The 25599-nt window shown below is 63.7% G+C and carries 21 protein-coding genes and 1 pseudogene; 11 read left to right on the top strand and 11 right to left on the bottom strand.

The features are described 5' to 3' along the window. The first annotated feature begins 29 nt into the window (after positions 1-29). A complete protein-coding gene (locus AC1DDG_RS15020) occupies positions 30-1856 on the top strand; it encodes an FAD-dependent oxidoreductase (protein WP_476876668.1) in 1827 nt (608 codons plus the stop codon). A 226-nt stretch (positions 1857-2082) separates the two neighbouring features. Here the strand turns inward: AC1DDG_RS15020 and AC1DDG_RS15015 are convergent, their stop codons facing one another. Then, the gene (locus AC1DDG_RS15015; RefSeq protein WP_476876667.1) at positions 2083-2700 is read right to left on the bottom strand and encodes a TetR/AcrR family transcriptional regulator; all 618 of its coding nucleotides are present in this window, start codon (positions 2698-2700) and stop codon (positions 2083-2085) included. A gap of 103 nt (positions 2701-2803) precedes the next feature. Here AC1DDG_RS15015 and AC1DDG_RS15010 point away from each other — a divergent pair, with 103 nt between their 5' ends. From AC1DDG_RS15010 to AC1DDG_RS15000, 3 genes are all read left to right on the top strand, one after another. Further along, the gene (locus AC1DDG_RS15010) at positions 2804-3703 is read left to right on the top strand and encodes a carbon-nitrogen hydrolase family protein (protein WP_476876666.1); all 900 of its coding nucleotides are present in this window, start codon (positions 2804-2806) and stop codon (positions 3701-3703) included. 10 nt (positions 3704-3713) lie between these two features. Continuing rightward, positions 3714-5138, top strand: coding sequence for an APC family permease (locus AC1DDG_RS15005; protein WP_476876665.1), 1425 nt, complete (start codon positions 3714-3716; stop codon positions 5136-5138). A gap of 363 nt (positions 5139-5501) precedes the next feature. Then, positions 5502-5738 (top strand): hypothetical protein, encoded by a 237-nt coding sequence (locus AC1DDG_RS15000; protein WP_476876664.1) that lies wholly within the window; start codon positions 5502-5504, stop codon positions 5736-5738. A 137-nt stretch (positions 5739-5875) separates the two neighbouring features. On the opposite strand, the gene AC1DDG_RS14995 is transcribed toward AC1DDG_RS15000, so the two are convergent. The 5 genes from AC1DDG_RS14995 to AC1DDG_RS14975 form a co-directional block, all read right to left on the bottom strand. Beyond that, the gene (locus AC1DDG_RS14995) at positions 5876-6682 is read right to left on the bottom strand and encodes an AAA family ATPase (protein ID WP_476876696.1); all 807 of its coding nucleotides are present in this window, start codon (positions 6680-6682) and stop codon (positions 5876-5878) included. Then, positions 6682-8067, bottom strand: coding sequence for a Mu transposase C-terminal domain-containing protein (locus AC1DDG_RS14990; RefSeq protein WP_476876695.1), 1386 nt, complete (start codon positions 8065-8067; stop codon positions 6682-6684). The genes AC1DDG_RS14995 and AC1DDG_RS14990 overlap by 1 nt, the downstream gene beginning before the upstream one ends. Then, a complete protein-coding gene (locus AC1DDG_RS14985) occupies positions 8054-8671 on the bottom strand; it encodes a recombinase family protein (protein WP_476876694.1) in 618 nt (205 codons plus the stop codon). The genes AC1DDG_RS14990 and AC1DDG_RS14985 overlap by 14 nt, the downstream gene beginning before the upstream one ends. 251 nt (positions 8672-8922) lie before the next feature. After that, entirely contained in the window at positions 8923-10320 is a 1398-nt protein-coding gene (locus AC1DDG_RS14980; protein WP_476876663.1) for an MFS transporter, read from the bottom strand. Between the two features lie 116 nt (positions 10321-10436). Beyond that, positions 10437-11372: a dihydrodipicolinate synthase family protein gene (locus AC1DDG_RS14975; protein ID WP_476876662.1), complete on the bottom strand. Its 936-nt coding sequence runs from the start codon at positions 11370-11372 to the stop codon at positions 10437-10439. 166 nt (positions 11373-11538) lie between these two features. Between AC1DDG_RS14975 and AC1DDG_RS14970 the strand changes: the two genes are divergently transcribed. The 4 genes from AC1DDG_RS14970 to AC1DDG_RS14955 all read left to right on the top strand — a co-directional run bounded on the left by AC1DDG_RS14970 (position 11539) and on the right by AC1DDG_RS14955 (position 16631). After that, positions 11539-12576: a LacI family DNA-binding transcriptional regulator gene (locus tag AC1DDG_RS14970; protein ID WP_476876661.1), complete on the top strand. Its 1038-nt coding sequence runs from the start codon at positions 11539-11541 to the stop codon at positions 12574-12576. Positions 12577-13012: 436 nt separating this feature from the next. Next, the gene (locus AC1DDG_RS14965; protein WP_476876660.1) at positions 13013-13735 is read left to right on the top strand and encodes a GntR family transcriptional regulator; all 723 of its coding nucleotides are present in this window, start codon (positions 13013-13015) and stop codon (positions 13733-13735) included. A 105-nt stretch (positions 13736-13840) separates the two neighbouring features. After that, positions 13841-15265, top strand: a complete 1425-nt coding sequence (locus AC1DDG_RS14960) for a cation:dicarboxylate symporter family transporter (RefSeq protein WP_476876659.1) — start codon at positions 13841-13843, stop codon at positions 15263-15265. A 13-nt stretch (positions 15266-15278) separates the two neighbouring features. Further along, positions 15279-16631 (top strand): class-II fumarase/aspartase family protein, encoded by a 1353-nt coding sequence (locus AC1DDG_RS14955; protein WP_476876658.1) that lies wholly within the window; start codon positions 15279-15281, stop codon positions 16629-16631. 342 nt (positions 16632-16973) lie between these two features. Here AC1DDG_RS14955 and AC1DDG_RS14950 read toward each other — a convergent pair. Further along, a pseudogene (locus AC1DDG_RS14950) lies at positions 16974-17560 on the bottom strand (ATP-binding cassette domain-containing protein); the annotation flags it as partial. A 51-nt stretch (positions 17561-17611) separates the two neighbouring features. Beyond that, positions 17612-18391 (bottom strand): SDR family NAD(P)-dependent oxidoreductase, encoded by a 780-nt coding sequence (locus AC1DDG_RS14945; RefSeq protein ID WP_476876693.1) that lies wholly within the window; start codon positions 18389-18391, stop codon positions 17612-17614. 83 nt (positions 18392-18474) lie between these two features. Between AC1DDG_RS14945 and AC1DDG_RS14940 the strand changes: the two genes are divergently transcribed. Together AC1DDG_RS14940 and AC1DDG_RS14935 are read left to right on the top strand one after the other, a co-directional pair. Further along, positions 18475-19080 carry a TetR/AcrR family transcriptional regulator gene (locus AC1DDG_RS14940; protein WP_476876657.1) on the top strand — a complete coding sequence of 202 codons (606 nt, stop codon included), beginning with the start codon at positions 18475-18477 and terminating at the stop codon, positions 19078-19080. Between the two features lie 107 nt (positions 19081-19187). Then, entirely contained in the window at positions 19188-19787 is a 600-nt protein-coding gene (locus AC1DDG_RS14935) for a TMEM175 family protein (protein ID WP_476876656.1), read from the top strand. A gap of 98 nt (positions 19788-19885) precedes the next feature. Here the strand turns inward: AC1DDG_RS14935 and AC1DDG_RS14930 are convergent, their stop codons facing one another. From AC1DDG_RS14930 to AC1DDG_RS14920, 3 genes are all read right to left on the bottom strand, one after another. After that, positions 19886-20752, bottom strand: coding sequence for a phosphotransferase (locus tag AC1DDG_RS14930; protein WP_476876655.1), 867 nt, complete (start codon positions 20750-20752; stop codon positions 19886-19888). Between the two features lie 345 nt (positions 20753-21097). Then, the gene (locus AC1DDG_RS14925; RefSeq protein ID WP_476876654.1) at positions 21098-23134 is read right to left on the bottom strand and encodes an ABC transporter ATP-binding protein; all 2037 of its coding nucleotides are present in this window, start codon (positions 23132-23134) and stop codon (positions 21098-21100) included. Further along, the gene (locus AC1DDG_RS14920) at positions 23131-24903 is read right to left on the bottom strand and encodes an ABC transporter ATP-binding protein (protein WP_476876653.1); all 1773 of its coding nucleotides are present in this window, start codon (positions 24901-24903) and stop codon (positions 23131-23133) included. The genes AC1DDG_RS14925 and AC1DDG_RS14920 overlap by 4 nt, the downstream gene beginning before the upstream one ends. A gap of 208 nt (positions 24904-25111) precedes the next feature. Here AC1DDG_RS14920 and AC1DDG_RS14915 point away from each other — a divergent pair, with 208 nt between their 5' ends. Further along, positions 25112-25546 carry a hypothetical protein gene (locus AC1DDG_RS14915; protein WP_476876652.1) on the top strand — a complete coding sequence of 145 codons (435 nt, stop codon included), beginning with the start codon at positions 25112-25114 and terminating at the stop codon, positions 25544-25546. Positions 25547-25599 lie beyond the last annotated feature (53 nt).

Genomic DNA, 25599 nt, shown 5'->3' with positions numbered 1-25599 from the left:
ATACAGCCAACAATTAAGGCCAGAGCCGAGTGAAAACCACAAAACCTGATGACCTGACCACAGCCCCCGCCAAAACCCTGGACTGCGACGTCCTCGTCATAGGCTCCGGCGCCGGCGGCCTAGCGGCTGCCGTTACGGCCGCCTACCACGGCCTGAAAGTCATCGTGGCAGAGAAAGCCCCGGTCTGCGGGGGCGCCACGTCCTGGTCCGGCGGCTGGGCCTGGACCCCGGCAAATCCACTGGCGAAAGCTGCCGGCGTCAGCGAGGACCGGGACGCCATCCGCACCTACCTGCGCCACCGCCTCGGCCCCGACTACCAGACCGAGAAGGTCGAAGCATTTCTAGAGGCCGTGCCGCACATGGTGGGCTTCTTCGAGAACAAAACCAGCCTGCAGTTCACCCCAGGCGAGAAAATCAAGGACATCTACGGCAAAACACCGGGAGCCGGAACCGGCCACCGCTCGGTCGGGCCCAAACCCATCAACGCCCGCAGCATCAAACCCGAAGTACGCGCCAAGATGCGCCACCAACTCTATGAAACCTCGTTCCTGGGCATGGGCATCATGGCCGGCCCCGACCTCACCAAATTCCTTTCAGCGTCACAGGGCAGCATCACCGGCCTGTTCCACGCCGCACGCCGCTTCACCCCCCACGTCTGGGACCTCCTGGTCCACCGCAGGAACATGCAACTGGTCAACGGAACCGCCCTGACCGCCCGGCTCATGAAATCCGCCGACGACCTCGGCGTCGACATCCGCGTCTCCACACCCGCTGCCCGCCTCCTGAACGACGGCACGGGCCGGGTAACCGGCGCCCTCGTCCACTCCCCCAAAGGCGCACTGGCCATCAATGCAGCCCGCGGCGTGGTGCTGGCAACCGGCGGATTCCCCCACGATATTCAACGACGCAAAGAACTGTTCCCCCAAACCCCTACCGGCCGCGAGCACTGGACGCTGGCACCGGCTGAAGCCACCGGCGACGGCATCTCGCTGGGCCAGTCCGTCGGCGCCCGGTTCAAAACCAACGTGAAGTCGCCCGCTGCATGGTGCCCGGTCTCACTCGTCCCCTACCGCAACGGCCGGACCGGAACCTTCCCACACATCATGGACCGCGCCAAACCCGGCTCCATCGGAGTAAGGGCCGACGGCAAACGGTTCGTCAACGAGGCCAACGGCTACTACGACTACATCACCGCCCTGATCGACGCAACGCCCGAAGGCGAGGCGGTCCAGTCCTGGCAGATCGCCGACACCCGGTTCGTCCGCAAGTACCCGCTGGGCATGGCCAAACCGCTCCCCGTGCCACTGTTTCCCTACCTGCGCTCGGACTACCTGAAGAAAGGCCGCACACTTGAAGAACTCGCGGCCAAATGCGGGATCGACCCCCTCGCCCTGCGGCACACCGTGGGGCGCTTCAACGAACACGCCCGCCAAGGGATGGACCCGGACTACGGGAGAGGGGACACCGACTTCAACCGCTACGGCGGCGATCCGAAAGTGGGCCCCAACCCGTCCCTGGCACCCCTTGAAAAAGGCCCCTACTACGCGGTCAAGATAGTGCCGGGCAGCTTCGGCACCTTCGCCGGCCTCGACGCGGACGGCCGCGCCCGCGTCCTGAACAATCACGGCGAAGCCATCCCGGGCCTGTATGTAGCAGGCAACGACCACGCATCAGTCATGGGCGGCCACTACCCCGCAGGCGGCATCAACCTGGGACCCGCACTTACATTCGGCTACATCGCCGGCCGCGACCTGGCCGGGGTCACCGACTACGAAGACAACCCCACACCCTTGGCACAAACACACCAGAAAAAACAGGACACCACAGCCCCGCAGCCTTCGACATTCCAGCGGTAACCACCGCACGATGCTGCCCCGGCACACGTCCAACGCCGGAAGGGTACGCGCTCTCCAAGCAGCTCCACGGAGCGCGTCGCCCCCTCCCCCAGCGATGGGGCATGCTGAACCACCGCGGCATCGCACCTCAGTGGCAGCGCAAGGGACTGTCCGATCTTGCCAGGCGGAGTCGTGCGGCCGCCGAATGGCTCCCGTCAACTGGTTGTGCGCGTTCTCGCGTGGGGAGTCAGCTGAGCTGTAAGTTGTTGCCGGTCTTGGTTTTTACCATGTTCGTCGCGTAGCTGATCAGGAATTGGTACTCGTCTTCCGGTGTCAGGTCACCGAGGAGTACGTCGATTACGAGGCCGTCCTCTAGGGCTACGAAGCTCCGGGCCAGGAATCCGGCCGGCGCTGAGAGGGTGAAAGCATTCTCCTGCGCGCCTCGTTCCAGAATCCCTTTGTAGAGGTTCGTTTGACGCTCCACAAACGCCATCTGCTGCCGAGCGGCTGCTTTGTTGCGCAGATAAACCGGAATGAGTTCCACGAGGATCCGGGAAGCGGTTTCACTTTCCCCGGCCCAAGGTATGCCCGAGTGGATGCAGGCCCTCAGTTGCGCTTCAGGGTCGCTTTCGGCCTGGATGCGGGCCTCCCGGCGGTCACAGTACTCCGTAACACCCTGATTGAAGACCTCGCTGAAGAGCTCGTCGACGTCCCGGTAGTAGTACAGCACCGCAGCCGGGGTGACGCCGGCTTCATTGGCAATGTCGGAAAGGCGGGCCGCTGATGATCCCCGGTCCAGCAGGACCCGTCCCGCCGCTGCAATGAGTTGATCGCGGCGTTCTGCCTGATTCCGTGGTCTTGCCATGCTCCAATGCTTTCACATCGGACCTCAGAGTGACCCTTGACACACAGTAGTGAGTTAATTAATCTTTATTTAACAAATTCTACGACGCAAGGATGCATCTGTCATGACCCGACTCCTCCCTCTAGCTCTTGTGCAGTCACCTGCCGAGTCTTTGACTGATTTCGCTGCTGGTCTTGAGCGAAGGGTTAATGCGCATGCGGTCGCGGACCTTTTCGTTTACCCGGAGCTCCACTTGAACACGCCAGATTCTCCGGGTACCCAGGACCGGCAGGCTTATATGGAAGCGTCGGCCGAACCTCTTGACGGTCCGCGGGGGCGTACTCTTGCGGAGCTTGCTGGAGACCTTGGGATCTGGCTTTTGCCAGGCAGCGTGCTTGAACGTGGTACGGACGGGCATATCTACAACACCGCCGTTGTCTACTCTCCACAAGGAAAGGCCGTGGCCAGCTACCGAAAGATCTTTCCCTGGAAACCCTATGAGACCGTTTGTTCCGGTAAGGACTTCGTGGTCTTCGATATGACCGGCTACGGCCGCGTCGGTTTGTCGATTTGCTACGACGCCTGGTTCCCCGAACACAGCAGGCATCTGGCGTGGATGGGGGCAGAGCTCGTTCTCAATGTTGTCCAGACCCCGACCAACGATCGTGTGCAGGAAGTTGTTATCGGCCAGGCCAACGCAATCGTCAACCAGAACTTTGTCGCCAGTGTGAACGCCGCGGGTCCGCACGGGGTCGGACGCAGTCTTCTGGTTGATCCTGAAGGGCGCGTACGAATCTCTGCTGCCGGGCCCGAAGATGCAACCTTGGTCGACGTCATCGACCTGGACCAGGTACGAAATGTGCGCCAGCATGGCACAGCGGGCGTCACCCGCCCCTGGGACCAGTTCGCTGAAAACGACGACACCATTCCATTGCCGCTCTACGCCGGCCAACTTGATCCCCGCCTTTGGCGGCACACCAACTCCCCGTCAACCCTGACCAACCTCAGCACTGCCCCAGCTTAAGGAAACCCTCATGTCCGCTGAGAACATCAAACTTACCCCGAAGCTATCCCTGCTGTCGGTGGTCGTGTTCGGCTTGGCCTATATGGCCCCGGGAATCGTGATATCGATCTTCGGCGTGATCTCCTCCACGAGCGACGGAACAGCCCCGACAGCATTCGCCCTCGCCGCCGTCGCGATGCTGCTGACTGCCCTCAGCTACGCGAAGATGGCAAAGATCTTTCCAAACTCGGGATCGGCCTACGTGTACGCGCGCCGGCTGCTCGATTCCCGCGTCGGCTTCCTCGTCGGGTGGGCAATCCTCCTCGACTACCTCTTCCTTCCCACCGTGGCCTGGCTCTTCCAGTCGTTCTACCTCGCAGCCCAGTTTCCCGACATCCCCGTCTGGGCGTGGCTCGCTCTCAACGCTGGACTGACAACGATCATCAACGTCACGGGTATCGTGCTCACCGACCGCGTGAACAAGACCCTGACCCTTCTGGTCGTTACCCTCATCGGCATTTTCATCGCCTACTGCCTGGCCTACCTCGGGGGAAACCCACCCGCCTCGCTCACGGACCCCTTCTGGAACCATGCAACCACGGTCGGCGGTGTCGCTGCCGCGGCCGCTGTCGCCGCCTACTCCTTCCTGGGATTCGACGCCGTCAGCACACTCAGCGAAGAAACCAAAGACGCCAAGCGCAACATTCCCCGGGCGATCCTCCTGACCGTCCTCGTCGGCGGAATACTCTTTGTCCTCGTCTCCTACATCATGCAGCTCGTTCACCCCGGCGGAGACTTCGAGGACGCAGCGACCGCGGCATACGCCATGCAGGTTCTCGTCGGCGGGCAGTTCTACGCCAACATCACCAACATCCTCGCCATCGTCGGCGGATTCGCGTCCGGGCTCGCCATCCAGGCCAGCACCAGCCGACTCCTCTACGTCATGGGCCGCGACGGAGTCCTACCCCGCCGGCTCTTCGGCCGCCTCCACCCCCGAACCAAAACGCCCATCTTCAACCTGGTCCTCGTCGGTGCCGTGGCCATGCTGGCACTGAACATTTCCTTGGAAATCGCAACCTCCTTCATCAACTTCGGGGCCTTCCTTGCATTCGCAACCGTCAACCTCTGCGTCATCGCCTACTTCATCCGAAGCCGCCGACAAGGCACAACCCTGTCAATCATCGGCTTCATCGTCCTGCCGATCCTGGGCGCCGCCGTCGACATCTACCTCCTCACCCAACTCAGTCCCATCGCCATCACCATCGGCCTCTGCTGGATTGGTCTGGGCGTTCTCTACCTCGTCTTCCTCACCAAAGGATTCCGCAAGGAACCACCAGAGATGCGTCTCCACGCCCGCGACGGCCAGCCGGGCGAAGCCCCCAACCTTCAGCACCCAAAGGCGGCCGACACACAGTCAACCAAGCAGACTGCCCAGGCGCAGCCCACCGAAATCTAAACTCCCAGACGAACCACAGGGACGCGCCCGGACACCAGCCTCCAAGTCCGTCCTTGTGTGTGTGGCGTGCGCGCTCTCGAAAAACGGGACCTTGTAAGCGCCATTTGCCACCAATCCCTTGTCACGATGGGCGCTCTCCAAAGTCGTACCGTTCCGAATGACAATCCACTGCATCCCGGGCTGCCGAACAGCAACCCGGGATGCAGTGCAAGTGCTGGGCAAACTCCCGGTCAAAGCAGAATCTGATAGGGAGCGCCTGCCATCGCTGAAAACCATTTCTTCGTCCCGAAGAGCCGAATCGCTACGTGCCCCCGTCTTTTAGCACCGAGTCAAAGATCACATAAAGAGCAAATCAGGAGTCCAGTGATTATCACGATCGAGGCCGACCGCTACTTCCACATCACAGGTCAATCCCCGACGGAAATCGAAGACAGTATCAATACGGCAGTAGAGATGGCCCGTGACCACTCGATGACTGAAGGATGGCAGGGCATTCTCGTAACGCGCCACGGATCTGGCATGTACACGGTGAATCTAAGCTCTGATGTTCCCTACGGAGCACCGGTGGAACGGGATCTGTTCAGCAGTAACAAGCCTTAGAGGGGTCGGATCAACGATGAGACCCATATCGTCCAAGCGGTCGTGGCAACCATTGATGAGAGTGTTGTGGGGTTTGCTCACCCCCGCAGTGTGGACTTGTCCGATAGGTGGCGGCGTTCTGTTTTCGTTCTGTGTCGCTAGTTCCCGATAACGAGGATGCTGGCCGCGGCTTCCACGACGTCGTCGGTGATGGTTTCGAGCTGGTTGATCTTGAGGACGCGGGTGATCTGGGGGAATAGCCGTTCGAGGAGACGGAAGTTGCCTCGGGTGATGCGTTCTACTGCGGCAATTGCCTGGGCATCGGTGAAGTCATCCGGGTCGAGGGTCCGGCCGAGCCGTTTCCAATGTCGGTCCAGAACAAAGAGGAGCTCGTCTCTGCCGAGGGCTCGGTATCGGTGGGAGAAGCCAAGACGGCTGTAAAGCTGGGGATAGTGCCGGAATCGTTGGTCTATGCCGGGCATACCGATAAGGATCATGGGCAGGTGGGTTCGGTCGTGGTTGTCACGGAGGAGCTCAAGGGCTGTGGCGTTGAGGCGTTCGGCTTCGTCGATGATGAGCAGCTCCACTAGCTCGGTGACTCTGTTCATTGAGCGTGGTGCGGCATCGAGTTTGTGCAGGTGTTCGTCGATGCACGAGCCGATTCTCACCTGGTATCGGTGTATGTCATCCATGAGGTTTTTAGGACGGCAGAGGACGTCTGGGGTGTAGAAGACTGCGCGGGAGCGGTTGGCGAGGGTGTAGTGCTTTTCGTCCTGGTCGCCGCGTGGTCCCCATTCGGTGATGTAAGGCTCCAGGTCATCCCAATTGGCGTAGCGACGCGCGGAGAGTGTTTTACCCACTCCGGCATCTCCGTGGCAGATCCCTATTGTTCGTTCTTTCCGGACTGCGTTCGCGAATTCGGTGAAGCGTCGGTGTTCTTTGGTGACGATGAAGGTGGTGTTCATCATTCGTCCTCTTCGTAGGTGCGAAGTCGGCGCCGGCGCCGTACTGGTTCAGTGATGTGCGGTTCTTCACGGCTGGTGATTGTTGGAATGCGGTCGTTGATGGTGCGGCGCAGTTCTTTCCGGCGCGCTCTGCGTGCAGCCTCGATGTCCCGCAGACTCAGGCGAAGGTTGGGGTGGTCTTCATCGACCGCGACGCAAACGAAGGTGTCGTGGTCGTAGACGCGGATTTCGGAGATGTCCCGGGGGTCGTAGCGGATGGTGACGGTTTGCCCCACGAAGGGCGCCAGCGTGGGTGAGAGGTAGCGCTGGCCTTGAAAGTGGATACCGTCGCGTTGCACGGTTCGGTTCTTTGGAACTGTCAGGAGGAGTCCGTCGAGGTCCTCCAGACTTTCGGGCATCCGGGGCAGCCAGCCGTCGGCGACCCAAGCATCCCGTGGTGAGACACCGATTTCGCTGTGGGGCCGGTCGTTGTAGGTGGCGACGAAGCCTCCGACGGCACGATCCAGTCCGGGGAGATCGAGTGCGGGCTGTGGTTTTCTGTTCCTCGGTCCCAGATGTCCGGGGAGGGTGGGAAGAACTTCGGTGTTGATGGTCCCGAAGAACCGCTCGATTTTTCCCCGGCCTTGGGGCCGGGCGATGGTCGAGTGGATGACGCGGATGTGCAGCTCGATGGCAGTGCGTTCAAGGTGGTGGCTCGTGAAGTCGGAGCCGTGGTCCACGTGCAGGATGTCGGGCAGTCCGCACATTGCCCAGCTGGGATCACTCTTGCGCCAGATGGCCTGCCGGAGGGCGAGGGCTGTGTTGAGCGCTGAGGGCGCACCGGTGAAGACGGTGTAGCCGCAGAGCGCCCGGGAGTAATCGTCCATCACTGTCGTCAGCCAGGGCCGGTCGGGTTTGCCGTTGGCGCCGTTGATGAGGATGTCGAGTTGGGTGTGGTCCGCTTGCCAGATTTGGTTTGGGCGGTCGGCGCGGCGGCGAAGGACAAGTTCATGCCGGTCCCGGTAGGATGCGGGACCTTCGAGAGCCATGGTCACCAGGGCGGGGTCCAGTGCCTGGACGATCTTGCGGACGAAGGAGTAACTCGGCGCCGGGGCGCCTCGTCTGCCCGCTTCGGCCGCCGTAAGTCGGTGCAACGTTGCGATACTCGGGCGCGGTCTGGTCAGCGCGAGTCCCTCGATAAACCTAACCATTCCTGGGTCTATGCGCCGCGTGCCGGCGTCGGCGCGTGGACGCAGGTCAAGAGCACTCCCGCCACCAGTTCGGTAGAGCCGGAGCCAGCGTTGAAGAGTGCGGGTGCTGATCCCGGTTTCGCGGGCGAGGGCGGCAAGCGGGATCTGGTCCTCGACGTGAAGTCGAAGGACTTTCCAGCGCTCATCGCCGTTCAGGATTACCTACGTTCTGGTGCTCTCGCCGGGCGGCGAGGGCTTGCTGGTGGCGGTAGAGAGTGGCACGGCTCCAGCCAACGAGACGGGCTGCGTCTTCCGCGGTGCGTCCCTTCGCCCGGGCGTCCTGCGCGATCGCCAGCTTGTCCGCAATGACAACCGGATCGGTCAGCGGGCGGCCAAAGCGCGTTCCGTTCTGTCTGGCGGCGGCGATGCCGGCATTGACCCGCTCGACGATCAGCTCGCGCTCATATTCGGCCAAGGTGGCGAGCATGTTCAGCATCAACCGACCCGTCGATGTCGCCGGATCGATACCGTCTGAGATGGATCGGACCTGGACGCCGCGTTCACGCAGCAGGTTCACGGTGTTCAGTACGTCGATCAATGACCGGCCCAGCCGATCGACCCGCCACACAACGACGGTGTCGCCCTCCTCGGCGTACTCGAGGAGCCTTTTCATCCCGGGCCGTTCGATCGCCGTCTTACTTCCCGAGGTTACGTCGGCGAAGACGTCGCGCTTTTGCACGCCGACGGAGAGCAGAGCGTCGAGCTGCAGCTGGGCATCCTGGTTCGAAGTACTCACCCGTGTGTAGCCCAATTGCCTCATCAGGCCATTCTGACTCAAAAAGTCCGTCACGAGGCTATGCTGAGACGATTTACGGTGAGACGTGTTTCCGGGACATCGGCCAGCCCGGGTTTCTCAGTCCACCGCTGGCTCCTCCCGACGCCCCGAACAGTGTCTCGAAAAGCTGTTGTTTTTCAGGACACTAGCCACTAGCCAACGCCCCAAGTGCCAACGACAACGGCACGGACTTACTGAAGTCCGTGCCGCTGCCATTGAGGTGCTGGTTGAATCTCTTAGGGCGAGAGTTCTTCGAGGACGCGGCCCTTGGTCTCGGTGGCGAAGAAGATGGTGATCAAGCCACCGATGAGGGTTACTGCTGCGAACACGGTGAAGACGACGCTGACGCCGTAGTTGTCGACGATCCATCCCACAAGGAGCGGTCCGATTGCTGAGCCGGCGCGGAGCCAGGCGCTGCCGAATCCGGTGCCGATGGCGCGCAGCCGGGTGGGGTAGAGCTCTGCGGAGTAGAGGTAGAGGGAGAAGGAGATGGTTTGCAGGATGGCGTACGCGACGCTGGCGAACACGACGACTTGTGTTGCGGAGATGGCGCCCAGTGCTGTGAGGATGACGAGGGGAACCGTGGAGGCGAGGAAGGCTACGGAGTACCAGCGTCTGCGGCCGACCCGGTCGATGAGTAGTGCGCAGAGTATGGATGCGATCACGCCGACGGCGGAGGTAACCCAGCCGTAGGCGAGGCTGGTCTGCAGGGGAAGGTTGAAGGCCTGCTTGTATAGGGTCGGCAGCCAGGTGATGAGGCCGTTGTTGACCATGTAGACGCAGATCCATAGGAACCAGATGGTGAAGGTGCGTTTGCGGTAGATGCCCTTGAAGAGTTCGCGCCAGTCGGACCGGGCTGTGGCCTTGGGGTCCACGGGCCGCACGACGGGTTCGGAAAGTGTGGCGCCGGCTTTGAGTGCTTCATTTTCGAGCATGCTGACGACTGCGTCGGCCTTCTTGACGCGGCCGGTCGAGGCGAGCCAGCGGGGTGACTCGGGCATCAGTGCCCGCATGGGGATGGTGAGTACCGCGGGGATGAGTCCGACGATGAACATGGCTTTCCAGCCGAAGACCGGGACAAGGAAGTAGCCGGCGATGCCTGCGAACATGAGCCCGACGGGGAAGATCACTTCGTAGAGGAGGAAGAAGCGTCCGCGTTTTTTGGCGCCGATGAATTCGTTGATGTAGGCGCTGGCGACCGGGACTTCGCCGCCGGTGCCGATGCCTTGGAGGAAGCGGAGGACGATCATGGACCAGGCTCCCCAGGCGAACAGGCAGCCGATGTCCATGGAGACGAACAGCAGGATGGTGATGAGCAGGACGGGCAGCCGGCCTATCCTTTCGGCCAGATGTCCGAAGAAGAGCGCTCCGAAGATTTGTCCGACGTAACCGGCGGAGAGGATCATTCCGGTCTCGCCTGCGCTCAGGTGCCATTCCGTTACCAGTTGGGGCATGGCGAAGGCGATGGCCAGGACGGTGTAGGCGTCGAAAAAGGTGGCTGATCCGATGATGATGCGGATGAGGCTCAAACGTCGGGTGACCGGGAGCCGTTCAAGCCTGGCTACCAGCTCGGCGTTGATCCTGGCGGCATTGGGGCCGCCGGCCATGGTTGTGGTGTTGTTCGGCTCGCGCATTGCGAGTCCTCCTTCTCCAGCGGCGATGCTGGGGTCCTCATTGACCAAGAGTGGAGATGGCTAAAGCCTAGGGGAGGATGGCGGGAGTTGCTCCCGCCATCCTCAGGATCCGTGGATCAGACAGTGGCGGTGACCTTGCCGATGTTTGCGGCGGCAAAGGCTTCCGCAATTTCGGTCTCGGCGCCCTCCGGCAGTGGCAGGAGCGGGGTGCGCACTGTGGCGTGCTCGAGGATGCCGCGGTTCACGAGGCCCCACTTCAAGGCGACAGTGCCCTCCATGTGGGAGCCGCGGTGGTAGACGTTCTTGGTCACTGGCAGCAGCCGCTCGTGAATGGCGTGGGCACGCTTGTAGTCCTGCGCCTTGCCGGCTTCGATGAGTTCGACGAGCAGTTCGGGGGCGATGTTGCCGTAGCCGACGAGCAGTCCGTCGACATCGAACATTGTCGGCAGCAGGTACTCGTCATGGCAGGACAGCACCTGCAGCTCGGGGTACGCGGCGCGCAGCGCGGGGATCTCGGTGTACCACCGGCGCATGTTCCGGACACCGTTCTTCGTGGCAAAGACGCCCTCCTGGCCGGCGATCTCCAGCTGAGTGTCGAGGTCGTAGGTCGCCTTGGTGTTGTCGGGGTACTGGAAGAGGATCAGCGGCAGGCCGGACTCTTCGTAGATCTCCTGGTAGCGCGACTGCGGGGCGCCCTTCTGGTATCCGAAGCGCAGCCACCCGTGCGAGGGGTAGACGAGACCAGCTGACGCGCCGGCTTCGACGGCCTTCTTGGCCTCGAGGGCCGCGGTCTTGTTGCCCTCCTTCGTGATGCCCGCAACGACCGGTACGCGGCCGTCGGTCGACGCCACGAACGCGCGGATGACGTCCAGCTGTTCCTCTTCGGTGAGGAACGTGCCTTCGCCGGCGTGCCCCAGAACGACGAGGCTCTTCACGCCCTCAACCGATCCGAGCCACGAACCCAGACGCTGGATCGCAGCGAAGTCGACAGCGCCATCTTCGGTGAACGGGGTGACAGGTGCGGGGCTGAGTCCGCGGAGATCGAGTGCCATTGCAGCTACCTTCTTGTCTTCTTTGATGGTCGGTAGTCCCGCTATAATGAAAACGTTTGCGGGAACGTTTTCAAGTCTGCACGTGTTGCAGCTCACTGTCAAGAGAACGTTTGCAAGTTGGAGGAATAGAGTGTCTGTTACACCCTTGCTGAAGAGGAGAACCGCGATGGAACGGGCCTTACCCGGCGCGATCGTTACCCTGAAGGACGTCGCAGCTGCCAGCGGCGTAAGCATCTCCACGGCCAGCCGCGCCCTCGATGAACGTACGACGACACGGTCGGCGGCCGCGGCACACGTCCGTAAAGTCGCAGAGGAACTCGGGTACCGCAGGAATTCCTTCGCCTCCAGCCTTCGCCGCGGCGAGACCCGGACGCTGGGCGTCCTTGTTCCCCGCCTGAGCGACACGGTCATGGCCTTGATGTTTGAAGAGCTCGAGAAGGCGGCATCTGCCCGCGGCTACTTCGCCATGGTCGCTACCAGCGGGGATGACCCCGATGACGAACGAAGCGCAGCCGAAACACTCCTGGACAGAAACGTCGACGGGCTGATTCTCGCAACAGCTCGGCTCGATGACGAACTACCCCGCCTCCTGCGCGAACGCCGGGTAGCCCATGCGCTGGTGCTCCGCACCGACGGTATCAGCCCATCCGCGCTCGGAGACGACGAAGTAGGCGGATACCTCGCCGTACGCCACCTCATCGACCTCGGTCATAGTGACATCGCCGTCGTCACGGGCCCCGCCTTCACATCAACCGGAACCGCACGCCTGGCAGGAGCACGGAAAGCACTGAGCGAAGCAGGCATACAGCCGCGGGAAGAATGGCTGATCGCCGCCGGCTACGGCATCGAAAACGGCTACACGGCCGGCGAAACCCTCCTCACCCAGACACCAAAGTCCCGCCCCACAGCGATCTTCGCAGCCAACGACAACATCGCCATGGGCGTCATGGCGGCAGCCCACCGCAGCGGCATCACCATCCCCGACGATCTTGCATTGGTCGGATACAACGACATACCCCTTTCCGCGCGGCTACCCACTCCACTGAGCTCCGTGCGCGTTCCCCTGGATCAGATCGCGGCCACCGCCATCGACCTGATCGTCAACCCAGGGACAGAACCCGTCATACGGAGGTCCATGCCGACCCTAATCCCACGCCAATCCAGCGGAACACCTAAGCGCTCTGCTGCGAAGGTTCTCAATTAGATAGGAGGCGCAGAAGGTCCCGGCCAAAACAGGCAGTCATTTGACGCCGTCCTCAAGTCCCTTATCAGCTGCGCTGGCGACGCCCCTGACCGGCGGTGATTAGCCAAGTGCCGACCGGTAGGCGAGGCGGATTTCGAAGTAGTCGAGGTATTCCGCTGCTCCAACCTCCGCAAAAATCCCATCGCAATCCGGTCTTGTCACCAATCTCAGGCTAAGGCCAGCCGGCGGTCAGGCGCGGTCAGGGTTCTAGGGATCTGAGCGGTATGGACGGAGGCACCAGCTCGCTCTGCCGTGGGCGGCATTGGCGAGGCGTATGTCATAACCATCCCGTATCAAAACCCAAGGGTTACGAGGCAACCGCGATTCTTGACGGAGCCCTTCAGTCCAACTTGTCTAGACTTGTCTGAAGGATTCACTTTGGAAAGGATGGACTGCCGTGGCGGCCAGGTATGTCGCGATCGCTGAGGATCTGCAGGCCCGGATAACGGGTGGCCAGTGGGAAGTTGGTGCATTCCTCGCGTCTGAGCCAGAACTGGCGTCTAAATATGGCGTGTCTCGGGAGACATTACGCGCGGCGCTACGCCAGCTCGAGGAAGTCGGCCTGATTTCGCGGCGCAAGGGGCAGGGCACGCGGGTCGTCCGACAGCAGCCGGTGCAGGAATTCCACACAAAACTCTCCTCGATCGAGGAGCTCGCGCAGTACGGACGGACTGCGGTTCGCAGCATCATCTCCATGAGCCAGGTCACCGTCGATGATGGCCTGGCGGATGAGCTAGGTGTACCCGACGGCACAGTCCGCACCCTGATCACATCAACACGACAGGATCCAGCAGACGGCGGCCGCCCCGCGTCTTGGGCGCAGGTCTACCTCGCCCCTGCTGATGCGTCCCTCATTGAGGACGAACTCAAGCACAGCGACCGGCTAGTTGCTGATCTGGTCGCCGAACATACCGGCCGTCAGGTCAACCGCGTGCTGCAACAGATCAAGGCGACCGTACTGGATGAGGAAGTTGCGAAGGTCTTGGGCGAAATGCCGGGCTCCGTCGGCCTGCGGCTGACGCGGCGCTACGTCGACGCCGATGGTGAAATCCTGGCCGTCGCGGTAAGCACGCACCCGGGCGCCCGCTTCGTCTACGAATCCGTACTCGAACGCAGCTAAAGTCCCGGCTCCCTCAGAGGCTTCCTAAAAGCAGGCTTGACAGAACACCATGATATGCCTCACATTTGTCTAGACAGAAAATGTGTCTAGACAAGTGAGGCGTCAATGAAGTCGCAAAACCAGCTCCTGGAAGCAGCCGCTCCCCGGCCCAAGAAAGCCTGGTACCGCAGCCTGGGTACACAGGTCATGATCGCCATGGCCTTAGGCATCGTGGTGGGCTTTGCCTTCCCCGGATTCTCCGCCCAACTCAAGATCGTCGGGGATCTGTTCCTGGCCCTGATTAAGACGGGCATCGCCCCGCTGGTCTTCCTAACCGTGGTCCTGGGCATCCTCTCGGCCGGAAACCTCAAGCAGGCCAGCCGAATCGGGTTCTCCGCCCTCATCTACTTCGAAATCGTTTCCACCATTGCCCTTGGCCTCGGCCTGCTCGCGGCAAACCTGCTGCACGTCGGCGAAGGGGCCGCAGCACTCACCGCAAACAGCGGAAAGCCCCCGGCCACCGACGGCGACCACTCCTTCGCCGGCTTCCTGAAGGGAATCTTCCCGGAGAACTTCTTCGGGGCCTTCACCTCGGGGCAGCTGCTGCAGGTGGTCATCCTCGCCGTCATCTTCGGCGCTGGCCTGCTCACCCTCAAGCCCACCGTGCTGGGCAAGATCCAAGGCGGCCTGGACACCGTTTCGGAGGCGTTCTTCGGCTTCATCAACGTGATCATGAAGCTCGCCCCGATTGGCGCCTTCGGTGCCATCGCCTACTCCGTCGGCACCAACGGCAGCGCCATGCTGCTCGCCCTTGCGCAGCTCGTGCTCGAATACTGGGCTGTCGTCGCCCTGTTTATCACCGTCGTCCTCGGCCTGGTCTGCCTGATCGCCGGGTTCAATGTCTTCCGCATCTTGCGATTCGTGAAGGTCGAGATGTCCCTGGTGCTGGGCACCGCCTCCTCCGAATCGGCCCTGCCCGGGCTGCTGAAGAAGCTCACCGCTATGGGCTGCTCGAAGCAGAGCGTCGGGCTGGTCGTTCCCACCGGCTACGCATTCAACCTCGACGGCACATCCCTGTACATGTCAATCTGCACCATCTTCCTGGCCAATGCCTTCGGCGTTCATATGGGGCTGGGTGAACAGCTGGGCCTGATGGCGATCATGCTCCTGACCTCCAAGGGCGCGGCTACCGTCTCCGGCGGCACCTACGTCGTCTTCGCCTCCACCGTCGCAGCCACCGGCTACCTGCCCCTGGAGGGCGTCGCGATCCTCTTCGGCGTTTACCGCTTCATGTCCATCGCCACCGCCTTCTGCAACACCTTCGGCAACGTCGTGGCCACCATCGTCGTCTCCAAATGGACGAAAGAAATGGACGTCCCCAAGGTCCGACGCGCACTGGCCGACCCCGTTGGCTTCCTCGCCGAAATGGAACGCCAGGAAGCTAAAGAAGCAGCTTCCCCTACCGCGCCCGGCACCGACGCAGACACCCCCGCGCTGACGGCCGCCGGGAGCCACGAAACCGGCAGCCTCTCCACCGCCTCCACGAAGTAAAGGACCCACCCGCATGAGCTCCACCGTTTACGACTCCCTCCTGTTCCGCGACATGTTCGGTACCGCCCGCATGCGCGAGATCTTCAGCGACGACGCCTACGTCAGCCGCATCATCGACACCGAAACCGCCCTCGCCCGCGCCGAGGCGCAAGTGGGCCTTATCCCCGCCGATGCCGCGGCCCGCATCACCGAAACCGCCAACTTCGCCGGGCTCGACCAGGAACGGCTTCGCCACGAAACCGAAATCGTCGGCTACCCGATCCTGCCCATCGTGCAGCAGCTTTCCGAACAGTGTGGCGACGACGGCCGCTACATCCACTGGGGCGCAACCACGCAGGACATCATGGACACCGCCACGATGCTCCAGTGCAAGCAAGGTATCGACCTTCTCACCGAACAGCTCAATGGAGTCAGGGCCGCCCTGGCCCGGCTCGCAGAAACCCACGTCAATACCCTCGCCGCCGGCCGCACCCACCTGCAGCACGCCCTGCCCGTGACCTTCGGCTACCGCTGCGCCGTCTGGCTTTCCTCGCTCGACCGGCAGGCCGACCGGCTCGCCCAGGCAGCGGAACGGGACCTCATGGTCCAGTTCGGCGGCGCCGCCGGCACCCTCGCCTCCCTCGGCGAAGGACCCGAGGGACTGGAAACCCGCGCCGCATTGGCAGCGGAACTCGGCCTGACGGACCCCGACATCACCTGGCACGTCGCCCGCGACGGCTTGGCCGAACTGGTATCCCTGCTGGCGAACATCGGCGGTTCCCTCGGCAAGATCGCACTGGACATCATGCTGATGTGCTCCTCCGAATACGGCGAAACTGCCGAGCCGTTCGTCATGGGTCGGGGTGCAAGCTCCACGATGCCGCAAAAGCGGAACCCGATCTCCTGCGAGCTCATGCTCGCGGCGGCAAAGATGCTCAGGGACAAATCCTCCACCATGCTCGACGCCATGGTGCAGGACTTCGAACGTGCCACCGGGCCCTGGCACCTGGAATGGGCCACCATCCCGGAAGCCTTCCTTCTGCTCTCCAGCTCCCTTGGTCAGGCCGAATTCATGCTCTCCGGCCTCGAAGTCAACGTCGAACGGATGCGCGAAAACACCGCTATCACCGGCGGCCTGATCGTTGCCGAAGCGGTGATGATGGCCGTCGCCCCCGTCCTCGGCCGCCAAGAGGCCCACCACGTCATCTACGACGCCTGCAAAACCGCCATCGAAACCCACACCACGCTGGAATCAGAGCTCCTTGCACACCCGGAACTCGTCCAGCACCTAGGAGCAGAACGCATCGCACAGCTCTGCGACCCCGCAGGCTACCTTGGCAGCGCCGGCGCCATGACCAAACAGGTCATCTCCGCCCGCACCCGGTAGTCACTGTCACGACGCCCAAAGACTGACTCACCCATGCACCGCAAGTGCCTGGGTGAGTCGGTCTTTAACAGCCGGCAGTAATCGTGCGGAATGGGTGTTAGTTGCACGCGAACTTGCTGCAGAAGATGACCGCCGGGTACGTCCCGGGCCGGGGGCGATGTCGCATAACCATGTATCCCGAGACCTTGAGATTCAAGACAGCCGGCGCGCAGTGGTGCGACAAAGAGCGATCACGAAACGCCGCCATTTATCGGCAAACTCTACAGGTGTGATTGCCCTTTTTCTGACACAGCTCAAGAGGCTCTTAGAGCTCAACCTGACAATATCGATACGCCAGCCGCGCTAAACCTCCGACACCGGGGCCGCGAACTGTGCCGCATACAGCGCCGAATAGGCCCCACGGGCAGCCAACAACGAAGTGTGCGTCCCCTGCTCCGCGATCTGGCCGGCTTCCATCACCAGGATGAGGTCGGCGTCGCGGATGGTGGAGAGGCGGTGCGCGATCACAAAGCTCGTCCTATCGAACCCAAAGACACTCATGGCATTCTGCACCAGCACCTCGGTCCGGGTGTCAACCGAACTGGTCGCCTCGTCCTGGATCAGCACCGACGGCCGACACATTCGAACCCTCGTCCTCAGCACAGTGTTGTAGCCCTCCGGCCATGAGTGAACGAATCGTTCCACGTACGTCGCCCGGGCGGCTTCGAGAATTTCAGCCTCCGAATCCCCAGGCCGGCCGTACGCGATGTTGTCCCGGACAGTCCCGCCAAACAGCCACGTATCCTGCAGCACCATGCCCCTCCGCGAGCGCAGCTCGCGGAGGGACATGGTGGTGACACGTCCACGCCGTCGAGCGTTGTCCGCCCCGCATCAATCTCGTAGAGCCGCATCATCAGGTTCACCAGCGTCGTCTTCCCGATCCCCGTGGGAGCCTATTCCACGCGAGCATCTGCTGTGCGCAGGGGCGGTGAGCGAGGTGCTTACAGCGCCGACCAGCCGCCGTCGGACGCCAGGATGGCGCCGTTGACGTTGGTGCCGTCGTCGCTGAGCAGGAAGGTGATGGAGGCGGCGAGCTGCGCCGCGGTGGCCGGCGTCGGGACGGTGGCCTGCATCAGCGGGCCGAGGCGTTCGGCCGCGAGCTGGGATCCCCAGTTGGCCACGATGTTGGTGATGGTGGCGCCGGGTGCCACGGCGTTGAAGCGCAGGCCCTTCGGCCCGTACATCACGGCCGAGTTCTTGGTCAGGCCGACGACGGCGTGCTTGGACGCGGTGTAGGCGGCACCGGCGGCGGAACCGCGCGGCCCGGCCTCGGAGGCGACGTTGACTACGGAGCCGGTGCCGGCGTAGAGCATCATCGGCACCACGGCGCGGGTGAGGCGCATGAGGGCGGTGACGTTGATCCGGAAGACACGGTCCCAGAGGTCGTCGTCCACCTCGTGGATGGGGGCGAAGTTGTCCATGACGCCGGCGATGTTGGCCAGCGCATCGACCCGTCCGCCGGCGGCAACGACGACGGCGGCCACGGTCTCTTCGGTGGAGATGTCGCCGGCCACTGGGACCAGGTCCAGTCCGGCGTTCTCGGCTACCAGGTCATCCAGGCGTTCCTTGCTGATGTCGGCGGCGATGACGCGGCCGCCTTCCTTGGCGACGCGCAGGGCGGTGGCCTGGCCGATGCCGGAGGCCGCCCCGGTGACGATGACGGTCTTGCCGGCGAAGCGGCCGCTGGTGGCGGCTTCCTGCCATGTAGCTTCGTTGCCCATGATGTCCTTCCAGACGTTGCTGATCGTGATGCGGTCCACTTTATGACACTCTGTGTCATTATGTAAGGGTGAATACTGGTGGGATGCCTTCGGATGCTTTGAAGACCGCCGTTCCGCGCGCCACCGGGCGCCCGGTGACGATTGATCCCGACGCCGTGGCCGCCATGGCGCTGCGACTCTTCGCCGAGCGCGGCTACGAGCAGACGTCCATGGAGGACATCGCGCGCGAGGCGGGGATCGGGCGCAAGAGCCTGTACCGCTACTTCTCCAGCAAGGCGGAGCTGATCTGGGGCGGCATGGAGCCGGTGGTCGAGGCGTCCGGGCGGGTTCTGGATTCCATTAGCGTTGCGGGCGCTTCCGACGGCGACATGCTGGCGGGGCTGCGAGATGCGGCTGTCGCTGGAGTTGCTGTTCTCCCTGACCTGGAGGTCACGCGCGGCCGGCTTCGCCTGATCGCTGAACACCCCGAACTGGCCAGCCGGAGCTACGAGTCGCTGGCGCCGCAGCGGGAGCGGACGCGTGCTTACCTGATATTGGCTGGAGTCAGCGAAGATGTTGCTGGGTATCTATGCGCCGCGTTCCTGGGGGCGACGTTCGAGGGCTGGATGCAGTGGGCTTCCGGGTCGGACGCGGATCCGGTGCCTTATTTGGTGGCGGCGGTTGGGGTGCTGCGGGTCCCGGGCTCGTAGATGCCTCGGCGGCCAATCCACGCAACGGCCTCGACCAAGGCAAAGTAGGGGAAGCCCATATCCGGTGTTACGTCAAGCTGGGATGAGGCGCTGATGAAGGGAAGTTTGTGAACAAGAATCGGCTGGAGGCATTCAGCGATGGCGTACTGGCCATCATCATCACCATCATGGTGCTCGAACTGCGTGTGCCGCACGAACCGACCTGGCAGGGGTTGGCCGCTGTGCTGCCCACCTTCCTCAGCTACCTGCTCAGTTTCGTTTACGTGGGCATCTACTGGAACAACCACCACCATATGATCCACTTGGCCGACCGAGTAAACGGCGGGATCCTCTGGGCAAACCTGCACCTCTTGTTCTGGCTCTCGCTCTTCCCGTTCAGCACCCGTTGGATGGACGAGTCCGGGTTCTTACAGGTCCCCGTACTTGTATACGGGATCAACCTCCTCTGCGCGGCCATCGCCTACTTCATCCTGCAGCAGACCCTCATCCGCCATCAGGGCAGGGAGGGTCCCCTCGCCCGGGCCGTCGGCAGGGACTGGAAAGGCAAGGCGTCCCCGCTGATCTATTTGACGGGCCTTACGCTGAGCGCAGTACAGCCGTTACTGGGACTTGCGGTCTATACCGTGGTGGCGCTGATCTGGCTTGTTCCGGATCGTCGGGTTGAGCACTTCGTAGCCCAGGCGCACCAAGACCAACGCCGGCGCTGACTTCGAACCCCAGCCCGGCCTCCATCACCAGGATGAGGTCGGCGTCGCGGATCGTGGACGGCCGCCGCTGCGGGCGACGCCGTCATCTGGGGGCCGGCTCACTGCCTCAGCTCCTGCGCGGCGCGTTCCGCGAGGACGGCGATGGCCAAGGAGAAGCGGCCAGGTAACGGAGAAAGTGCCAGACGGAACCAGATGGCGTCAGAGTACGCATCGAACCGGACCGGACTGACGTGCAGTTCCTCGGCGGCGGCCAGCACCTGGGTGTGAGCCGTCAGATATCGTGCGGGCGTCATGCGGTTATTTCGCAAATGAAGCTCCAGGCGGACGTCCAGGCCGGCCAGGTCCCGGGCGGCCTCGTGTCGGGCCGTACTGTCGAAGTCCAGCAATCCGGGCGGCATTTCGCCGGCAGGAACGATGATTTGCCTGTCGTAAAGGTCTCCGTGGGCCCAAACCAGAGGATCCGATGCCGTCCGAAGCAGGTTCGTGGCCACTTGCTCTGCAGCGGCACGCAAGGCATCGCGCTGAGACGACCGCTCCGGGGCATTTTCATTGTGCCGCAACCAGTCGTTCACCCGTCGCCACACCTTCGTTGCTTCCCACTCTGCTGAACGGAGCGGAAGGCTGTCGAGAACGCTCTGTGCCGCGGGACCATAGGAGCCGTTCAGTTCCGTGACCCAGGCGCGCGACCATTTCTCCCACGCCCTGGCGAACTCTTCATCGCAGACGGCGGCCTCCACCTGGCCCAGCTCGTTCAGGGTCTGTCCGGCGATGCCGCTGAAAACGATGACATCCTCCTGGGAACTCTGACGGAGAATTCTGGGTGTTGTGAAGTTGCCGGCGTCCAGCAGGACGTCCATTTGTGCACAGCGCTCGGCCGGTACGACGGCGCCGCCTGGCTCGAAGATCTTTATGTAGCGGCCCTCCGCCCGGACGACCGCCTGGTGGTGGGGCCAGTACGAAATCAATTCCCCCCGCTCCGCTTCCCCCCGCAAGGCGGGCAGCCCCGGATCGTCCAACGGGATAAGTTCGAACTGCCCGTGACGCAGATGAGCTCCCCTGACGCCGGGCCGTCCCGGAGTCAAAACCTCCAATACAAATTCTCCTGGCGTCCTGTCCGGCCACGCCCGCTGAATCAGCCAAAATGTACCGGTATCGTCGTCGGCAGACGCTGGAACGGGGGAGGGCCAGTCCCTGGAATCAATTCCTTGGACTGGCGGAGGCGCCAGCCAATGGTTTAAGCCATGAACTGCGGGCGGCCGAGACTCCCCAGCCGCTCTTCCAACCCTCGGCTTTCGAGACGACCCCACCCCTTAAACCTCCGCCACAGGAGCGGCGAACTGCGCCTCATACAGCGCCGCGTACGCCCCGCCGGCCGCCAGCAAGGAAGCATGCGTCCCCTGCTCCACGATCTGGCCGGCCTCCATCACCAGGATGAGGTCGGCGTCGCGGATCGTGGACAGCCGGTGGGCGATCACGAAGCTCGTCCGGTCGGACCTCAAAGCACTCATAGCCTTCTGCACCAGCACCTCGGTGCGGGTGTCCACCGAGCTCGTCGCCTCGTCCAAGATCAACACCGAAGGCCGGGCCAGGAACGCGCGCGCAATCGTGAGCAGCTGCTTCTCGCCGGCGGACACATTGGAACCCTCGTCGTCGAGCACCGTGTCGTAGCCCTCCGGCAGCGAGCGCACGAACCGGTCCACGTACGTCGCCTGCGCGGCCTCCAGGATCTCGGCTTCCGAAGCACCGGGACGGCCGTACGCGATGTTGTCCCGGACCGTCCCGGCGAACAGCCACGTGTCCTGCAGCACCATGCCCATCCGCGAGCGCAGCTCGTTGCGCGTCATCAGGGTGACGTCCACGCCGTCGAGCGTTATCCGCCCCGCATCCAGCTCGTAGAACCGCATCATCAGGTTCACCAGCGTGGTCTTGCCGGCCCCGGTGGGCCCCACTATCGCCACTGTCTGCCCTGGCTCGGCCACGAGGCTCAGGTCCGCAATCAGCGGCTTGTCAGCAGAATAGGAGAAGGACACGTTATCGAACACCAGCCGGCCCCGCACCGACTCCGGCGCCACGGCAACAGCCGGATCGGGGCTCTGCTCCTCCGTATCCAACAGCTCGAACACCCGCTCCGCCGACGCCACCCCTGACTGCAGCAGATTGGCCATCGACCCCAGCTGGGCCAGCGGCTGCGTGAACTGCCGCGAGTACTGGATGAACGCCTGCACGTCGCCCAGCTGCATCGCCCCGGACGCCACCTGCAGCCCGCCCACCACGGCGATCCCCACGTACACCAGGTTCCCGATGAACGTCAGCGCCGGCATGATCAGGCCGCTGATGAACTGCGCGCCGAAGCTCGCCTCGAACAGCTCCACATTCTTCTGCCGGAAGCGCTCCTCCACCTCCCGCTGCCGGCCGAACACCTTCACCAGTGCGTGCCCCGTGTACGTCTCCTCGATCTGGCCATTCAGCTCCCCCGTGTGCTTCCACTGCGCCACGAACAGCTTCTGCGAGCGCTTGGCGATCAGCGCCGTGGTCACCAGCGTCAGCGGCACCGTCACCAGCGCAATCAGCGCCAGCACCGGCGAAAGCAGGAACATCATCACCAGCACGCCCACCACCGTGAGCAGCGACGTCACCGCCTGGGAGATCGACTGCTGCAGGCTCTGCGAGATGTTGTCCACGTCGTTCGTCACCCGGCTGAGCAGCTCACCTCGCTGGACTGAATCGAAATACCGCAGCGGCAGCCGGTTGATCTTCGCCTCGATCCGCTCGCGCAGGCGGTACACCGTCCGCTGCACCACGCCGTTGAGCACATACGCCTGGATCCAGCCGAACGCCGACGCCAGCACATACAGCGCCAGCGCCCACTCCAGCACGCTGGCCAGCGCCGCGAAGTCGATCCCCGTCCCCGGCGTCAGCGTCATCGCGCCGATCATGTCCGCCTGCGAATTCTGGCCAGCCGCCCGCAGCCGCGCGATCACCTCGTCCTTGCTCACCCCGGCCGGCAGGTTTTTCGACACCACGCCGGCGAAGATCAGGTTGGTGCCCTCCCCCAGCAGCCGCGGCCCGATCACCGAGAACGCCACACTCGCCACGGCAAGCGCCAGGACCAGCGCCAGCCACAGCCGCTCCGGGCGCAGCGTGCCCAGCAGCCGCCTGGCCGACGGCCAGAAGTTCATCGCCTTCTCCGCCGGGACATTCATCCCGGCAAACGGCCCGCCCCTGCCCGGGCCCATCGGCGGCCGGGGCGGCCCCGCGGGCCTCTCCCCTGACCCGCCCGCGGGAGGACGTCCGACGGCGGGTGCTCCCGTTCCGCTGCCGGTTCCGGTCCGGCTGGAGGTGCTCATGCCGCCTCCTCCGCCGCCAGCTGGGAGGAGACGATCTCCCGGTACGTCTCGGACGTCTCCAGCAGCTCCCCGTGCGTTCCACGCCCGACGATCCGGCCGTCGTCGAGCACCAGGATCTGGTCCGCATCCACGATGCTGGACACCCGCTGGGCGATGATCACCAGCGTGGCTCCGGACGTGTCGCGCTTGAGGGCCTGCCGCAGGCGGGCGTCCGTCGCGGTGTCCAGCGAGGAGAACGAGTCGTCAAAGATGTACAGCTCGGGCCTCTTCACCAGGGCCCGGGCGATGGCGAGCCGCTGCCGCTGGCCTCCGGAGACGTTGGTGCCGCCCTGCGAGATCGGCGCATCCAGGCCGCCCTCCATCTCCCGGACGAAACTCTGAGCCTGGGCCGTGGCCAGGGCACGCCACAGCTCGTCCTCGGTGGCATCGGGCTTGCCGTAGAGCAGGTTGCTGCGCACGGTGCCGGAGAACAGGTAGGGCCGCTGCGGGACCAGGCCGATGTGCCCCCACAGCAGGTCCGGGTGCAGCTCCCGCACGTCCACGCCGCCGAACCGCACCGAGCCGGCGGTGGCGTCGAAGAGCCGCGGCATCAGGTTCACCAGCGTGGTCTTCCCCGAACCGGTGCTGCCGATGATCGCCGTCGTCTGCCCCGAGCGGGCCGTAAAGCCGATTCCGCTGAGGACCGGCTGCTCGGCACCGGGGTAGGCGAATCCGACGTCGCGCATTTCCAGCTCACCCCTTGGCTGGCCCCGCCGGCCACCGTCTTCAACAAAACCCCGATCGGCGCCAAAACCCACCGGGTACGCGGGCGGGCGCACGCTTGACTCTGTGTTCAGCACCTCCCCGATCCGGTCCGCGGAGACCGCAGCGCGGGGGATCATCACCGCCATGAATGTGGCCATCATGACGGACATCAGGATCTGCAGCAGATAACTGAGGAAGGCAATCAGGGTGCCCACCTGCATGGACCCGTCCTCAATCCGGAACGAGCCGAACCAGATCACGGCCACGCTGGAGACGTTGAGCACCAGCATCACCACGGGGAACGCGAGCGCCATCAGCCGCCCGGCGCGCAGGGCTGTATCGGTCACGTCCGCGTTGGCCCGCGCGAACCGGGCGGTCTCGATGTCCTCGCGCACGAACGCCCGCACCACACGGATGCCGGTGAGCTGTTCGCGGAGGACCCGGTTCACGGTGTCGATCCGGACCTGCATCTTCCGGAACAGCGGCACCATCCGCGTGATGATCAGTCCGACGCCAATCAGCAGTGCCGGGACGCTGACGGCGATCAGCCAGGACAGCTGGGCATCCTGCCGGACAGCCATGATCACACCGCCGATACTGAGCATGGGCGCCGCGACCATGAGGGTGGCTGACATCAGGACGAGCTGCTGGACCTGCTGGACGTCGTTGGTGGAGCGCGTGATGAGGCTCGGGGCACCGAACCGGGTGACCTCCTGCTCGGAGAACTCACCCACGCGGCCAAAGATGGCCCCGCGCAGGTCACGCCCCAGGCCCATCGCCGCCTTCGCCCCGAAGTACACGGCCGTCACCGCGCACGCGATCTGCAGCAGCGTGATGAACAGCATCAGGCTGCCCACCTGCAGGATGTAGCCGGTGTCACCCTTCGCCACACCTTCATCGATGATGTCCGCATTCAGCGTGGGCAGGTACAAGGAAGCGATGGACTGCGCCAGCTGGAAAACGACGACGGCGATCAGCAGCCGCCGCTGCGGCCGCAGGTACTCAACGAGCAGCTTCCAGAGCATCCGGGCTCCACCTCACGCAGGCACATCACGCACACTGATTTGGACAGTGTACGTCGCGAGGCTGGGGACGTGTTGGCGCCCTCCTTCCACACTTGACAGGGCCGCGGATTCCGTCACCTGTAGGCTGTGAAACACCGCCGGACATCCGCGGTACATCGCATGTTGAAGATTGGGGACTTCATTGGGGGAACAGCGTTTGGATTCCGGCGTGCCCGGGGACATACCGGCAGTCATTAGGTCGTCGGCGGCGTTCTGGCTCGCCAGCGCCGTGGCTGCAGGCATCCTGCCGGCCGTTTTGGAGGTGGTACGCATCGACTTCGGCCAGTCCACGCCCGATTGGGCGGTGCCGTACATGGTGGCGTTCGCGGTGCCGCTGACCGCCCTGCAGGTGTGGGCCGCGATCGAGCTGCTGAGGGGCGCGGGCTGGGCCCGCATCCTCCTGACCGTGGTTGCCGGTCTTTCCGCGCTGGGAGCACCGCTGGACCTGTCGGGCCTCATCCTGGCCGGGCTGGCGCTGACGCTGGCCGGTGCCGCGCTGATGTGGACTCCTGCCGCCAACCGGTTTTTCCGGCGGGGCCGGCACGAGTGTCCAGTCCCCGGCCTGGAGCCCGACGCTCCGAGGCGGTCCGCTGTCGGGCCCTGACGGGGACGGGCCCGAACGAGGACGGGGCCGGAAGAGGACCCGGCCTGAGTGGG

This window comes from Arthrobacter sp. 10L430, from assembly GCF_056395245.1.
Note: the sequence above shows the minus strand (reverse complement) of the source record. Positions and strands in the feature narration are given on the sequence as shown.

Coding starts and splice junctions, on each gene's coding strand:
- AC1DDG_RS14955 (WP_476876658.1), top strand. CDS start 15,279: ATGAGCTCCACCGTTTACGACTCCCTCCTGTTCCGCGACATGTTCGGT.
- AC1DDG_RS14945 (WP_476876693.1), bottom strand. CDS start 18,391: ATGGGCAACGAAGCTACATGGCAGGAAGCCGCCACCAGCGGCCGCTTC.
- AC1DDG_RS14960 (WP_476876659.1), top strand. CDS start 13,841: ATGAAGTCGCAAAACCAGCTCCTGGAAGCAGCCGCTCCCCGGCCCAAG.
- AC1DDG_RS15005 (WP_476876665.1), top strand. CDS start 3,714: ATGTCCGCTGAGAACATCAAACTTACCCCGAAGCTATCCCTGCTGTCG.
- AC1DDG_RS14970 (WP_476876661.1), top strand. CDS start 11,539: ATGGAACGGGCCTTACCCGGCGCGATCGTTACCCTGAAGGACGTCGCA.
- AC1DDG_RS14920 (WP_476876653.1), bottom strand. CDS start 24,903: ATGCTCTGGAAGCTGCTCGTTGAGTACCTGCGGCCGCAGCGGCGGCTG.
- AC1DDG_RS14980 (WP_476876663.1), bottom strand. CDS start 10,320: ATGCGCGAGCCGAACAACACCACAACCATGGCCGGCGGCCCCAATGCC.
- AC1DDG_RS14940 (WP_476876657.1), top strand. CDS start 18,475: ATGCCTTCGGATGCTTTGAAGACCGCCGTTCCGCGCGCCACCGGGCGC.
- AC1DDG_RS15015 (WP_476876667.1), bottom strand. CDS start 2,700: ATGGCAAGACCACGGAATCAGGCAGAACGCCGCGATCAACTCATTGCA.
- AC1DDG_RS15010 (WP_476876666.1), top strand. CDS start 2,804: ATGACCCGACTCCTCCCTCTAGCTCTTGTGCAGTCACCTGCCGAGTCT.
- AC1DDG_RS14975 (WP_476876662.1), bottom strand. CDS start 11,372: ATGGCACTCGATCTCCGCGGACTCAGCCCCGCACCTGTCACCCCGTTC.
- AC1DDG_RS14925 (WP_476876654.1), bottom strand. CDS start 23,134: ATGAGCACCTCCAGCCGGACCGGAACCGGCAGCGGAACGGGAGCACCC.
- AC1DDG_RS14995 (WP_476876696.1), bottom strand. CDS start 6,682: ATGAACACCACCTTCATCGTCACCAAAGAACACCGACGCTTCACCGAA.
- AC1DDG_RS14985 (WP_476876694.1), bottom strand. CDS start 8,671: ATGAGGCAATTGGGCTACACACGGGTGAGTACTTCGAACCAGGATGCC.